Below are 12,072 nucleotides of genomic sequence, written 5' to 3'. Positions count from 1 at the left end.
GAGCGCGCACGGTATAGGCTTGGTCCCACGGGAAAAAGCCGTCAAAACCGCTATTCACTTTTTCAGTTTGCGTAACAATCCACGTGTCACTTCAAGGTATTCAGCCGCATGTCAAGGCACCGCCAACCACCCACTGAACCCACCCGGCGCCTTCAACGGGCACCAGGCGAAATCCCACGGTGGCGGCGGCAGCGCCTGCTGTTCGACCCCGGCACTCCGGGCGTCTTTCCAATCGACAACCCTCGACGACTGCCAGGCCAGCGCCACGCCCTGGGCCTGGCTTTCGTCCGTATTGACCCAACACGCGGCGGCCGCCGCCATGAATGCCTCGATCGGCTCGTCGTCGATCTGCGACCGATACGGCGAGCCCAGCAGCCAGCGGCAGACATTCAGGTGATAGGTCCAGTCCTGCGGCGGCCGGTTGCGGTAGGCCCAGGTCATGAAGCTGCGGAACAGGTTCAACCCTTCGGGCGGATCCAGCTTGAGCAGCGCCGGGCAGATATCGAACAGGGTGTGCCAATACGGCAATAACCGTGCATCCAGGTGCACGAAGTTGCGGGAATTGCTCGGGTATTCAGGCGGCGTCGGTACCGCGTGCAGGCGGCGGGACGCCTTGCTGACCAGGCGGCTGGCGCCTGCGGGCAACAGGTGGTTCATGAAACGCACTCACAGTCATGACGATGGAATGCCTCCTGGTCTCAGGAAGCCCAAGGCAAACGTCAGAATGCAGGGGAAGCGCGGGGGTTGGCCGAAGGCCAGGAATAACGCGGCGGCGCCTTGTTGCGACGTTCATGGGCGGGCCGTGGAGTTTGCCCCAGCCCCAGCAACCAGGCCAGACCGACCAAGAACACCAGGGCAACCGTCAAGGCGTTGCAGACCGGGCAGGCAAAGTAGTTCGAGATGTTGCTGGAAGACGGGCTGCCCAACCCTTTGTCGGAAAGTGGCGCCTGCTTGCCGTCCACCGAACAAAACGCCCCACCGATGCCATTCAGTGTCTGGCCCATCATCTGACCATGCCCCAAACCGCAGACGAACAGGTTCATCAGCACGCAGAAGTACAAGGCCCAGGCAATCAGGGAACGGTCGGGGTGGCTCAATTTCATGGCGGCGACTCTACCACCAGAGCCGCCAAAGGATGAAGTGCCGCCTGCCCCTGTGGCAGAACGTCGCAGATTACGTGCACTTCCCAGGGTTGGTAGACTGGACGCCCTCAAAGCCTGACGTATTGATCCAGAGCAATGCAGGCGTTTCACAGGATGCACAGTTGATGAGTACCTTATTCACCCGCCGCAAAGTGCTGACCGGAATGGGCCTGCTGGGCCTGGGCAGCCTGCTGGGCGGCTGTGACTACAGCCCGAAGCTGAACTTCAAGTACGGCAAGGACCTGAGCGACAAGATCATGGGCCGTACCTTCAAGCTCAAGAACACCGACGGCGAAACCGTCACCTTGAGCTCGTACCGTGGCCTGATGCCGGTGGTGTTCTTCGGTTTCACCCAATGCCCGGCCGTGTGCCCGACCACCCTGGCGCGCGCCGCCCAGGCCAAGAAACTGATGGGTCGCGACGGCGAAATCATGCAGGTGGTGTTCATCACCCTGGACCCGGAACGCGACACCCCCGAGATCCTCGACAAGTACGTCAAAGCCTTCGACCCCAGCTTCGAAGCGCTGTACGGCACCCCGGAAGAAATCGCCGTGGCCGCCAAGGAATTCGGGATCTTTTATGAAAAGATCCCTGCCGGCGACACCTACACCCTGTCCCACACCGCCACCAGCTTCGTGTTCGACACCCGTGGCAACCTGCGCCTGGGCCTGCAGGCATCCCTTACCGCTAAAGAGTGCGCAGAAGACCTGCTCACCGTCATGGAGGTCTGCTAATGACTGCCGTTCAACACCTCAAACGTACCCTTATCGGCCTGACCCTGCTGGGCCTTGCCGCCCACGCCAGTGCCCAGGTGCAAGTAACCGACGCGTGGGTACGCGCCACGGTGCCGGGCCAGCCGTCCAGCGGCGCGTTCATGACCGTCACCGCCGACAGCGACAGCCAACTGCTGAGCGTGGCCTCGCCGGTGGCCAAGGACGTGCAGATCCATGAGATGAGCATGAAGGACGACGTGATGCGCATGGGCCCGGTGGACTCGGTGGCCCTGCCCGCCGGCAAGGCCGTGACCCTCGACCCCAACGGCTACCACGTGATGCTGATGGGCCTGACCGGCCAGATCAAGGAAGGCGACCAGGTGCCGCTGACCCTCACCGTGCAAAACGCCAAGGGTGAGAAGCAGGCGATTGAAGTGAAGGCCCCGGCCCGTGGCGTGGATGGGATGGACCACAGCAAGATGCATTGAGGGCATGGGAGCTCTGTGGTGAGCGGCCTGCGCTTGCATCCGCAACTGGCTGAACAACCCGTTATACCGCCTCAATCCACAATAAACAGCTTCGCCCCTACGCTCGTCGACGAGCGATGGCCCTCCATGTCATTGCCCACCTGGTAACTCATTCCGGCCGTCAGGGTGAACTGGCGGCCGTCTTCCAGTTCCGTATGCAACTCGCCTTCCAGGCACAAGAGAATATGCCCTCTCCAGCACCAGTGATCAGCCAAGTAGCCGGGGGTGTACTCAACCTTGCGCACGCGGGTGGTTCCGAAGTGGCAGGTGCGCCATAAAGCGTTGCCGGTAATGCCTGGGTAAGTCACGGATTCGACCGTGGTCCAGTCAGTGGTGCCAAAGGGGACGGCAGTGAGGTCCATGGTGGGCTCGGTGGTTGATTAGCGGGGCTTGAGGCTATCCATCTGGACCCGCGGGCGATAGGCACAGATCCATCACTTTTCAGGGATACAGGTATCCTCCCCGCATCGCTAACAGGGATTCGCTTATGCAGATCGACCCCGCCTATGTCCTTCACGAAACCGAACACTGGCTGCTCAACCATCACCTAGCTTCATCCTTGCCCGGCTACCTGATGCTAGGCGCCAAGGCGCCGATTCACTCCCTGGCCGACATGCCGGAAGCGGCGCTGGCCGAGTTGGGTGGGCTGCTGGCAAAAACCCAGCGAGTGATGGAGGCGCAGCTCAAACCGAAATGGCTGTATATCAGCCGTTATGGGCACATGCCGGGATTTGCGCTGCACTTTCATTTCATTCCGGTGTACGACTGGGTGGAGGACGCGTTCTGGCAAGATGAGCGTTATCGGTTGCTGCAAGGTTTTGGCACACAGCAACTGACGCAGACATTGACCGACGGGGCCGAATTGACGCTGTTTGTATGGCGTGAGTTTGGAGAAAGCGCGGCACCACCGCAGGTTCAAGGAGAGTCAGTCCTGCACGTGATAGCGCGATTGCGCGCCGCTTTTAGTCGAGACATGAGCGGCAGAGAACGGCGATAAAGCGTCGATGCAACGAAATTTGACGCACGTGCATGCTCAGGCTAACGGTTGCACAACCAACAGGCTGCACGGCGGGTGATTGAGTAAGCGCTCGGCTGTGCTGCCGATGAACATGTCGCCGCCACGAGCATGGCTGGCGCCTAGCACCACGATATCGAATTCATTCTGCTGGGCGAACCGCTCAATGACCGCGTGGGGGATGCCCGTCAGCAGGTGACGGCGGTGGCCGTCAATCCCGTAGCGTGACGCAAGCACCTCGAACGCCTCCTCCTGCGCGTCATTGACCGCGTCCCTAAGGCTTTCATTCAGACTCAGCGTGGACACACTCGTCGATGTGTCTCCCACAACCGACCAGTTGCTGATACTGAGCAGGTGCAACCTGGCACCGCAGGAGGCTGCCAGTGTCGACGCCAGTTCAAGCACTTGCTCATTGACACCTTGAGTCAACTCTTCAAGGTGGGACAGGTCGATGGCAACGAGTATTTTCAGAGGGTTGGGGTGCCTGGCTTCGGTCACCAGATGAAAGTGCGCTTCACACTCGCGCAGTAACCGCCAGTCCAGTGGCTGGTGAAAGGCCCGCCCCAGTGCAGGCACGTGGTGAATATCCTTGACCACGAGATCTGCATGGAAGTCGTTCACATAATCGAGTACATGGCCAGGGCTTGCTTTAGCCCAGACGACCTCACTGGTCACCTGTCCTCCCGCAAAGCGCGCCTGCTGCTCCAACCAATGCCGATGCACTTGCAAATAACCCTCTCGGGCACGCGTCATGGCTTCATGGTCGAACAAGCCTGCTACCGCCAAGGCCTGGACGTAATCGAACGCAACCATGTGCAACGACGCTCCGGTGGCGCAGGCCAGCGCCTGCGCGCGGTCGAATGCTGGAGTACGGGTCATTTCGGTCGGTACGATCAATAAAATACGTTTAAGTTTCTGCATCACCGCGGTCTCCTGACAACAGCGTTGTACCCGACTGCAAACCCGACATCCTGTTCGGACTGCAGGCGGCGCTGTGACTGCAGTATCGGATTCGGCCCACGGCAGACTCTGATCTTTATCAAGTAAATAACGGGCCGCGAGCAAGGCGCGCTGCCGGTTCAGATGCACCCATCAATTTGGGCAGCATGGAACGGCAGGACTGTTCGTTCGAATAGCGTTCTTCTCCACTCGTCACCTTTAACCTGAAAAAGGGCAAATTAAGTGCGGACCCACACGCCCCCCGCTATGCTCAGGAGATACCTGGCGGAGCGAGACCCGATGACTGGAACCCGTCCGTTACAAGTCCAGAGCCTCAAATCAGCCTGCTCACAGTGCAGTGTTCTAGAGCTTTGTCTGCCGATAGGGCTATCGGGCGATGAAGTGAAGCGCTTGGACAAACTGATCGTCCAGCGCTTCAAGATCAAAAAAGGTACGGCGTTGTACCGCACCGGCGACCCCTTGCGCTCGCTTTACGCCGTGCGAGTTGGTTCATTCAAGACCAGCATGGTGTCAGTCGACGGTCGTGAGCAGGTCACCGGCTTTCAGATACCTGGCGAGATGCTGGGCCTGGACGCTATCAGTGCCGACATACATGCGTGCAGCGCGTTTGCCCTGGAAGACAGCGAAGTGTGCCCCATCCACTTTGCGCAACTGGAAAAACTCTCGCAGAGCCTGCCGTCGCTGCAACACAACCTCAACCGCCTGTTGAGCCGGGAAATCGTGCGTGACCAGACAATGCTGATGCTCATGGGCAACATGAACTCGGACGAGCGCCTAGCGGCCTTCCTGCTCAACCTTTCACAACGTTTGAGCATTCGCGGTTATTCCCCCAAGGACTTTGTTCTGAAAATGCGCCGAGAGGAAATCGGTTCCTACTTAGGACTACGCCTGGAGACCATCTGCCGGGGTATCGCGCACCTGCGAGACCTGAACCTGGTGGATATTGCCGGCCGGAACGTCAAGATTCAGGACATGGAGGGCCTTAAACAACTGGTATCAGGCTGCAATCGTCCGACCGTCCTCTAACGCCCGCACACTTGGCGCCCCATCGCGTACGCGCGGCAGCCAGCGCCGTGGAAAACGTTGCAATCAGGCGCATTCCCCCGACTGTCATCACGACGACAGTTTGAATAAGTACCTCACGATTGAGCACCGGCCTCACGGGTTTCTGATCCAGATCAGAATCAGGCCGCCCCATCGACGTAGAAAGGTATGACCCGCGCGGTAATCACGGCGCGCCGATCTGAACTGGATGGAGGTTTTTCATGCAAACCGTCAAAGAACACAATGAACGCGCCGTTGATGTCTACGCCAAAGTGGCCGGCCACCATTGGATCGAACCCCTTAAAGACGGCCGCCATGTGCTGATACGGCCGCTCACGGATGAAGACCGCGAGCGTGAGTATGCGTTTATCAAGCGCCTGTCTCCCGAGTCGCGGCATATGCGATTTCTTGCCCAGATCAATGAGCCGAGCAAAGCGATGCTGGATCAGTTGATGGACACTGACAACGACCAGCGCATGGCCTACATCGCACTGACTCACGATAACGGCAAGCTTACCGAGATCGGTATCAGTCGGTATGCCGCCACCGGAGAACATGTATGTGAATGCGCAGTCACCGTTGCTGATGAGTGGAAGCATCTGGGTTTGGGCACGCATCTGATGACGCATTTGATCAAGGCGGCGCGTCGCAACGCTTTCACCCAGATGTACTCGATTGACGCGGCAAGCAATACGCCGATGCGTGACCTGGCAAGAAGCTTGGGGTTCGACACGTCTAGCGACCCCGACAACTCATCTCAGGTTATCCATCGTCTTCACCTGTAAACAGTTGCCCCGCGATAACGCGCGCCTTTGCTCAAGGGCGCCGCGTCATTAAAGGTAGGGGACACGCCGTAGGCGTGGAGTGCCGGCCTGCCCTGCCGGCTGGGCCACGTATCAGTCGCGCGACGGTTTGATCGCCCATACGCTGCAAGGCGCCCTATGCAAGAGCTGTTCGGCGGTTGTGCCTAACAGTTTACTCAAGCCATGGTGCTGCACCGTCCCCATGACGATCACGTCCGTAGCGTGTTTAGTCGCGAACTCACAAATGCCTGGAACCGCCGCACCTTCGATAAAGTGACGGTTCTGCGGTGCAACATGATGGCGCTCGGCTAGCGCCGCAAACGCCTCACGCTCTGCGCTGCCCAACGCCTCATAGAGACCCGTGGCCAGCGGTAACGCACCAACGCCCATGTCCGTCGCATACACCGCCATCCAGTCATAGACATGCACCAACTCCAATGTGGCACCACATTGCTCGGCCAGCTTCACGGCGGCATCGATAATCTGATCGTTGAATACCTGATCCTGCTCTTCACTGCGCAGGACATCGACAATAGCCAGGATCTGGCGAGGTCGAGCATGCAGGTCATTGATCACTAGATGCACCGGCACTGGACAATCACGCAGCAACTGCCAGTCCAGCGGGGTGAAAAATATCCGTTTCAACGCCGACTCTTCGTGAGCATCCTTGATGATCAGTGCCAACGGCAGCTCGCTGACGAAATGCAGGATTTCTTCATAAGGATGCTGTACCCACACCACCTCACTGGAGACTGCAACGCCATGTTTGCTCATCAGCTCGGCCTGTTCCGCAAGCCACTGTCGATGAGTTTGCAAATACCCTTCCCGCGCTACACCCATCTGTTCGGGGGCAAATAGGCCGGCGACCGCTAGTGCCTGCAGATAATCAAACGCGACAATGTGCAACGGCAGTTGCATCGCCCGAGCCAGAGCCGTGGCACGCTCAAAGGCTGGAGTGCGGATCATGGCTGGAGGGGCAATCAATAATAAACGCTGGATCTGTGACATGGGGCACCTCGGGACGGGGCCATCTGGATGGCTATTGCTCTAGGTTGAGCGTTACAGGCTTCAGCTGTTTGATATTTGTCAGGTATGCCAGTCGTGAGGGTGAACATCGCCCCGAATAAAGTTGATATTGATCAACAAGTACCCCCTCGCCCCCTCATAGCCTGAACCAAAGCGTCCTGTGTCTGCAGAGAGAATAGGCAATGATCGAAAATGACCAGCAAGTGTTGGTAAGGGCATTGGACGCCGCAACAAACCCGGTGCTAATCACCGAACGCAGTGGCAGCATCGTGTGGCTCAACAAAGCATTCTGCCTGATGAGCGGCTATTCCAAGCAAGAGCTGGTGGGCAAGACCCCGCATCTGCTGTCTTCAGGCAGACAAAGCACTACGTTCTATCGCAATTTGTGGATGACGATTATGGCGGGGCTGAGCTGGCAAGGCGAAATGGTCGAGAGGCGCAAGGACGGAGGCACCTGCACCGTCAATCAGATCATCACTCCGGTGCTCGACCAGGACGGTGTGGTGACGCACTTCATCGCCATCCTGCACAACTTCAGTCTCATAGACGAAGAGCGCGCCGCCATGCAGCAACTGGCATTCCACGACGCTCTGACGGGGTTGCCCAACCGCTTGCTGTTCCTGAACCTGCTCAACCAGGCAATCAATGGTGCGATCAAATACAAGCAGCCATTGGCGCTGATGTTTATCGATCTGGATCACTTCAAATCCATCAACGACACCCTCGGCCACGCTTGCGGGGACAGGCTGTTGGTCGCGGTGGCTGAACGCCTGGGCCAGTCAGTGCGCCGCTCCGACGTGGTCGCCCGCCTGAGCGGTGACGAGTTCGCGATCCTGATCTCCGGCGTGGACCAGATTGACCAACTTGAGCCCTTGGCGAACAAATTGGTCGCCGCTATCCATCAGCCTTTCATGGTGGACAATCATCGGATCGAAACCGCTATAAGCATCGGTATCAGCCTGTTTCACGGCGATGGAAGCAGTGTGGATGATCTGCTCGCCCAAGCCGACAGCGCGATGTACCAGGCCAAGAGAAACGGTGGCAACGGTTGCCGTTTCAGCGTTCTGGACATACCGGCCGAACTCAATGCAGCAAGGTGCCCGCCCACATGGCCAGCGTCAGCAACACCTGGCCCGGGATAACATAGGCGGCAAATCGTCTGCCACCGCTGACCCAGGCCATCAGGCACTTGCTCAAAGAGTTGCTGCTGACAGCAACCAGCGCAGGGCCGACGATGGCATCGAACGGCAACAAGCCGGCCTTGGCGAGGGAGGCGATGGACGCTGTGGAGGAATGCGCGTCGGCAAAACCGGTCAAGGTCGCAGTCAACATTATCCCGACCTGACCGAAGTGGCTCAGCATGGCTGATGAAACCAGGGTGATACCGGTCATGGTCAACGTCACAATCAAGGCAAGCTTGAGATCGAATGCGCCCCCCACCTTGATCGGCCCGTTGGCGCCCCCGGCCTGGACGGGAAACATCAGGCATGCGCCATATAACCCCGTGACAGCAAATCCGCAGGCCAATGGCCCCCACATGCTGCGCAACAGTGCGGGATCAACCAGGCCAAAAATCAGCCCGACCTGAATCACGGTGGCCAAATTGGACAATATCGCCGCAGCACTCAGGGCGCGGATATTGCCAGGCTCCGTGGCGACGCGATGTCCCATCGAGGCGATGGTCACGGTACTGGAGGCGAATCCGGAGGCGATCGCACTGATAGCGTAGCCGTAGCGAGTTCCCAGCGTACGCACCGCAATATGCCCCGCGGCGCCCACCAGCATCAACAAAACAGTCAAGCTGCAGACGGTGCGCAAATTGAGGGCTGCATAAGGGCCGATGTAACGATCCGGCAGCAATGGCAGCACCACCAGCGCCGTAATCAGCAAGACGAGTCCATCGCGCATCTCAGGCTCGGTCAACTGGCTTTTGGCGAAATGATGCAGTGTCTCCCGATACGTCAGCAGCCCCGCCGCCACCACACCCATAGCGACGGCCAGTTCGGGAGCGGTACTGCACAGCGCGCCCAAGATCAGCACGGTGAGCAAAGCCACTTCGCTGGTCACGCCGGGGTCGTCACTCAGACTTCGCCAATAGGCGACAGTCGCCAGCGCGGTTAGACTGATCGCGACCATCCCGACCAGCAACGCCCCTCCCACCTGCATCGCCGCATATCCCAGCAGCGCGGTGATCGCGAACGTCCGCAATCCGGCGGAGTCGCGGGTATCTCCGGTCCCTTTGTGGCGCTCGCGCTCCAGACCGATCAACATGCCGATCCCCAGCGCGGCGGCCGCCCCCGCCATGCCAATGGTTTCAATCATGGTGGCCCTGATCCCAGTAATGAGCGGGTTGTGAGTGCGTGATCTCGAAGTTCATGAACACCTGCGAAAGACGTTCTCAAGGCGTTATCGCCACTTTCATCACACCGTCACGCTGATTGGCAAACAGCTCATAGGCCGCCTCGATGTCATCGAGCTTGAAATGGTGAGTCACCAGCGGCGACAAATCGACGGCACCGCTTTGCACCACTGCCATCAACCGGCGCATCCGCTCTTTGCCACCGGGGCACAGCGTCGTCACGATGCTGTAATCACCGAGGCCGGCGGCAAAGGCATCGAGCGGGATGCGCAAGTCGCTGGAGTACACCCCCAGGCTGGATAACCGGCCGCCGGGGCGCAGCACGCGCAATGCCGACTCAAACGTACCTTGGGTGCCCAGAGCCTCGATCGAGACATCGACTCCCCGGCCATCGGTCAGGGCCATGATTTGCTCGACCACATTTGCCTCCTTGAAATTCACCACGTGGGTCGCGCCCAACTGACGGGCGACGCTCATGCGCTGCGCCACGGCATCGACGCCGATGATGGTGGTGGCCCCTTTAAGTCGTGCACCGGCCACGGCACACAGACCGATCGGCCCGAGGGCAAATACGGCGACTGTGTCACCGATATTGATCTCACCGCGCTCCGCCCCAGAGAACCCGGTGGACATGATGTCCGGGCACATCAGCACCTGTTCATCGCTCAAACCATCGGGGATTGGGCACAAATTGGCGAGTGCATCTGGTACAAGCACGTATTCGGCTTGGCAGCCGTCGATGATATTGCCGAATTTCCAGCCACCCGTGGCGCGAAATCCGTGCCGGGTGTCGGGGCCATCCTGTGAGGCGCAGCCGCACAGGCAGGCATAACTCTGGCCACTTGGGGTAATTGCCCCAGCGATGACCCGTTGTCCCTCGACGAAACCGCGCACCTGCGAACCCAGCCGTTCGATGATGCCCACTGGCTCGTGACCGATGGTCAAGCCTTTGGCCACCGGGTACTCGCCGCGAAGGATATGCACATCGGTGCCGCAGATGGTCGTGGTGGTGATGCGAATCAAAGCATCCAGCGGGCCGACCTCGGGGATCGGTTTGTCCTCGAGCACGATGCGGTTCTTCTCAACGAATATTGCGGCTTTCATGGTGGCCATCATCGGTTCTCCTACGCAGATCGAGTTCGTGAGTGCTGCACTCACCCGAGACTGCGCCAGGGCGACCAACCGCAGATTGATAATGGTCAACAATCAGAGAATCAAAGCGCCTGCCGCAGATCGTTTGACCGGCGCTCTCACTCGTCTCTTTGACAAAAATCAAGCCCGTTGGCGTAGCCAGCGCCACCCTAGGCGCAAGGCTCACTGCCCGGACGTTCGACTGGCGAGCGTTTGAGCGATTACCAATGGGAGATTTGCCATGTCTGCGCAATCACGTTTCATGCTGGTTGTTTCGCCCCTCATGAAAAACAGCCCGGCCTTCGAGCGCGCTGCCGCTCTGGCCAAGGCGTCGGACGCCGCCTTGCACATCGTGGCATTCGACTATCTGGAGGGGCTGGCGACTGCTGGCCTGGTCAATGAGCAAGCTCTGGAACAGATGCGCTTGGGATATGTCGAGCGCCACCACCAATGGCTAGAGGATCAGGCCCGCCCCTTGCGCAAGCTCGGCGTGCACGTGACCACTGAAGTGGTGTGGGTGCAAAGCCCCCTGCAAGAGATTCTCATCCACCTCCGGGAACAACCCATGACAGCACTGGTGAAAGCTCTGGAGCACGAGTCAGTCCTGTCACGCCTGATGTTCACTCCGTTGGATATTCATCTGCTACGCGAATGCCCGGTGCCCCTGCACTTTGTCAGTCATCTGCACCACGCCCTTCCACGGCGAATCGTTGCTGCGGTCGACCCGTTCCATCGCAATGACCACTACGAAGGCCTTAACGACAGAATTCTGCACGAAGCGGCAAAACTGGCGAGCAACTGTAATGCTGAGCTGGACGTTATTTACGCCCACGACCTGTCCTCGATCAGCGCCGCCGAGTTCGGTTTCAACAATGCCTCCGCGTTCTTCTCTCCAAGCGCCGCCAAGGCGCTGTTCGATGCACAAAGCGATGCTTTCCATGAGCTGGCCAAGCGCAATAACATCCCGGCGGAAAACCAGCACATGATCATGGGTAACCCGGCCAAGGTGCTTTCCAGCTATGCGGATGCTTATGACATTGACGTTATTGTCATGGGACGCGTCGTCCATCGCGGGATCGGTCAGTTGATCGGCAGCACCGTGGAACACCTGTTATACAAAATGCCTTGCAGTGTTTGGGTGGTTTCGCCGGAAGACGTCGCCGACTGAAAATGAATGGAGTGGTCTTTCGGTCTGTCGTTGGCCTTTGCTGCTCTGTTAGCGAGTTCATCCGTCGCATCACTCGTGCCACGTTCGGGCTCAATCCGCTCGGTGAAGACTCAGCAGGCCTCTGCATCCTGTGATGCGCGCAGCTTGAGTATTGTCTTTCGTTAACAATTTTCGATTAATGTCT

General features: G+C 58.9%; 14 protein-coding genes. 7 read left to right on the top strand and 7 right to left on the bottom strand.

Annotated elements, in window-relative coordinates; all coding sequences use genetic code 11:
• Positions 1 to 111 precede the first annotated feature (111 nt).
• Positions 112 to 657: a putative natural product biosynthesis protein gene (locus tag AB4O08_RS25140; protein ID WP_010209806.1), complete on the bottom strand. Its 546-nt coding sequence runs from the start codon at positions 655 to 657 to the stop codon at positions 112 to 114.
• A gap of 62 nt (positions 658 to 719) precedes the next feature.
• Positions 720 to 1,103 carry a DUF2946 domain-containing protein gene (locus tag AB4O08_RS25135; RefSeq protein ID WP_021492300.1) on the bottom strand — a complete coding sequence of 128 codons (384 nt, stop codon included), beginning with the start codon at positions 1,101 to 1,103 and terminating at the stop codon, positions 720 to 722.
• Between the two features lie 164 nt (positions 1,104 to 1,267).
• Here AB4O08_RS25135 and AB4O08_RS25130 point away from each other — a divergent pair, with 164 nt between their 5' ends.
• A complete protein-coding gene (locus AB4O08_RS25130) occupies positions 1,268 to 1,876 on the top strand; it encodes an SCO family protein (protein WP_034106413.1) in 609 nt (202 codons plus the stop codon).
• Entirely contained in the window at positions 1,876 to 2,343 is a 468-nt protein-coding gene (locus AB4O08_RS25125) for a copper chaperone PCu(A)C (RefSeq protein ID WP_010209803.1), read from the top strand. The genes AB4O08_RS25130 and AB4O08_RS25125 overlap by 1 nt, the downstream gene beginning before the upstream one ends.
• A 71-nt stretch (positions 2,344 to 2,414) precedes the next feature.
• Here the strand turns inward: AB4O08_RS25125 and AB4O08_RS25120 are convergent, their stop codons facing one another.
• On the bottom strand, positions 2,415 to 2,744 hold the full coding sequence (locus AB4O08_RS25120; RefSeq protein ID WP_460114469.1) for a DHCW motif cupin fold protein: 330 nt from the start codon (positions 2,742 to 2,744) through the stop codon (positions 2,415 to 2,417).
• 125 nt (positions 2,745 to 2,869) lie between these two features.
• Here AB4O08_RS25120 and AB4O08_RS25115 point away from each other — a divergent pair, with 125 nt between their 5' ends.
• Entirely contained in the window at positions 2,870 to 3,379 is a 510-nt protein-coding gene (locus AB4O08_RS25115; RefSeq protein ID WP_069673425.1) for an HIT family protein, read from the top strand.
• A 36-nt stretch (positions 3,380 to 3,415) separates the two neighbouring features.
• Here AB4O08_RS25115 and AB4O08_RS25110 read toward each other — a convergent pair whose 3' ends face one another.
• Positions 3,416 to 4,318 carry a universal stress protein gene (locus AB4O08_RS25110; RefSeq protein WP_010209799.1) on the bottom strand — a complete coding sequence of 301 codons (903 nt, stop codon included), beginning with the start codon at positions 4,316 to 4,318 and terminating at the stop codon, positions 3,416 to 3,418.
• A 318-nt stretch (positions 4,319 to 4,636) separates the two neighbouring features.
• On the opposite strand from AB4O08_RS25110, the gene fnr reads away from it, so the two are divergent.
• Positions 4,637 to 5,383 carry a fumarate/nitrate reduction transcriptional regulator Fnr gene (gene fnr, locus AB4O08_RS25105; RefSeq protein WP_021492303.1) on the top strand — a complete coding sequence of 249 codons (747 nt, stop codon included), beginning with the start codon at positions 4,637 to 4,639 and terminating at the stop codon, positions 5,381 to 5,383.
• Positions 5,384 to 5,622: 239 nt separating this feature from the next.
• Positions 5,623 to 6,186 carry a GNAT family N-acetyltransferase gene (locus tag AB4O08_RS25100; protein WP_021492304.1) on the top strand — a complete coding sequence of 188 codons (564 nt, stop codon included), beginning with the start codon at positions 5,623 to 5,625 and terminating at the stop codon, positions 6,184 to 6,186.
• A gap of 111 nt (positions 6,187 to 6,297) precedes the next feature.
• Here the strand turns inward: AB4O08_RS25100 and AB4O08_RS25095 are convergent, their stop codons facing one another.
• The gene (locus AB4O08_RS25095; RefSeq protein ID WP_010209793.1) at positions 6,298 to 7,212 is read right to left on the bottom strand and encodes a universal stress protein; all 915 of its coding nucleotides are present in this window, start codon (positions 7,210 to 7,212) and stop codon (positions 6,298 to 6,300) included.
• Positions 7,213 to 7,412: 200 nt separating this feature from the next.
• On the opposite strand from AB4O08_RS25095, the gene AB4O08_RS25090 reads away from it, so the two are divergent.
• Positions 7,413 to 8,372: a GGDEF domain-containing protein gene (locus AB4O08_RS25090; RefSeq protein WP_010209792.1), complete on the top strand. Its 960-nt coding sequence runs from the start codon at positions 7,413 to 7,415 to the stop codon at positions 8,370 to 8,372.
• Here the strand turns inward: AB4O08_RS25090 and AB4O08_RS25085 are convergent.
• Together AB4O08_RS25085 and AB4O08_RS25080 are read right to left on the bottom strand one after the other, a co-directional pair.
• Positions 8,314 to 9,552, bottom strand: a complete 1,239-nt coding sequence (locus AB4O08_RS25085; RefSeq protein WP_198832372.1) for an MgtC/SapB family protein — start codon at positions 9,550 to 9,552, stop codon at positions 8,314 to 8,316. The two genes, AB4O08_RS25090 and AB4O08_RS25085, sit on opposite strands and share 59 nt — an antisense overlap.
• 76 nt (positions 9,553 to 9,628) lie before the next feature.
• Complete coding sequence (locus tag AB4O08_RS25080; protein WP_010209790.1) at positions 9,629 to 10,702, bottom strand: NAD(P)-dependent alcohol dehydrogenase; 1,074 nt, start codon at positions 10,700 to 10,702, stop codon at positions 9,629 to 9,631.
• Positions 10,703 to 10,961: 259 nt separating this feature from the next.
• Here AB4O08_RS25080 and AB4O08_RS25075 point away from each other — a divergent pair, with 259 nt between their 5' ends.
• Positions 10,962 to 11,888, top strand: coding sequence for a universal stress protein (locus tag AB4O08_RS25075; protein WP_021492307.1), 927 nt, complete (start codon positions 10,962 to 10,964; stop codon positions 11,886 to 11,888).
• The last annotated feature ends 184 nt before the right edge of the window (positions 11,889 to 12,072 follow it).

Source organism: Pseudomonas sp. H3_E07 (genome assembly GCF_054668895.1).
This window is presented reverse-complemented; position numbering and strand designations above follow the sequence as displayed.

What these genes read in the sequence shown, in the direction of transcription:
- AB4O08_RS25140 (WP_010209806.1), bottom strand. Translation starts at nt 657, where the DNA reads ATGAACCACCTGTTGCCCGCAGGCGCCAGCCGCCTGGTCAGCAAGGCG.
- AB4O08_RS25135 (WP_021492300.1), bottom strand. Translation starts at nt 1,103, where the DNA reads ATGAAATTGAGCCACCCCGACCGTTCCCTGATTGCCTGGGCCTTGTAC.
- AB4O08_RS25120 (WP_460114469.1), bottom strand. Translation starts at nt 2,744, where the DNA reads ATGGACCTCACTGCCGTCCCCTTTGGCACCACTGACTGGACCACGGTC.
- AB4O08_RS25100 (WP_021492304.1), top strand. Translation starts at nt 5,623, where the DNA reads ATGCAAACCGTCAAAGAACACAATGAACGCGCCGTTGATGTCTACGCC.
- AB4O08_RS25125 (WP_010209803.1), top strand. Translation starts at nt 1,876, where the DNA reads ATGACTGCCGTTCAACACCTCAAACGTACCCTTATCGGCCTGACCCTG.
- fnr (WP_021492303.1), top strand. Translation starts at nt 4,637, where the DNA reads ATGACTGGAACCCGTCCGTTACAAGTCCAGAGCCTCAAATCAGCCTGC.
- AB4O08_RS25080 (WP_010209790.1), bottom strand. Translation starts at nt 10,702, where the DNA reads ATGGCCACCATGAAAGCCGCAATATTCGTTGAGAAGAACCGCATCGTG.
- AB4O08_RS25115 (WP_069673425.1), top strand. Translation starts at nt 2,870, where the DNA reads ATGCAGATCGACCCCGCCTATGTCCTTCACGAAACCGAACACTGGCTG.
- AB4O08_RS25095 (WP_010209793.1), bottom strand. Translation starts at nt 7,212, where the DNA reads ATGTCACAGATCCAGCGTTTATTATTGATTGCCCCTCCAGCCATGATC.
- AB4O08_RS25130 (WP_034106413.1), top strand. Translation starts at nt 1,268, where the DNA reads ATGAGTACCTTATTCACCCGCCGCAAAGTGCTGACCGGAATGGGCCTG.
- AB4O08_RS25085 (WP_198832372.1), bottom strand. Translation starts at nt 9,552, where the DNA reads ATGATTGAAACCATTGGCATGGCGGGGGCGGCCGCCGCGCTGGGGATC.
- AB4O08_RS25075 (WP_021492307.1), top strand. Translation starts at nt 10,962, where the DNA reads ATGTCTGCGCAATCACGTTTCATGCTGGTTGTTTCGCCCCTCATGAAA.
- AB4O08_RS25110 (WP_010209799.1), bottom strand. Translation starts at nt 4,318, where the DNA reads ATGCAGAAACTTAAACGTATTTTATTGATCGTACCGACCGAAATGACC.
- AB4O08_RS25090 (WP_010209792.1), top strand. Translation starts at nt 7,413, where the DNA reads ATGATCGAAAATGACCAGCAAGTGTTGGTAAGGGCATTGGACGCCGCA.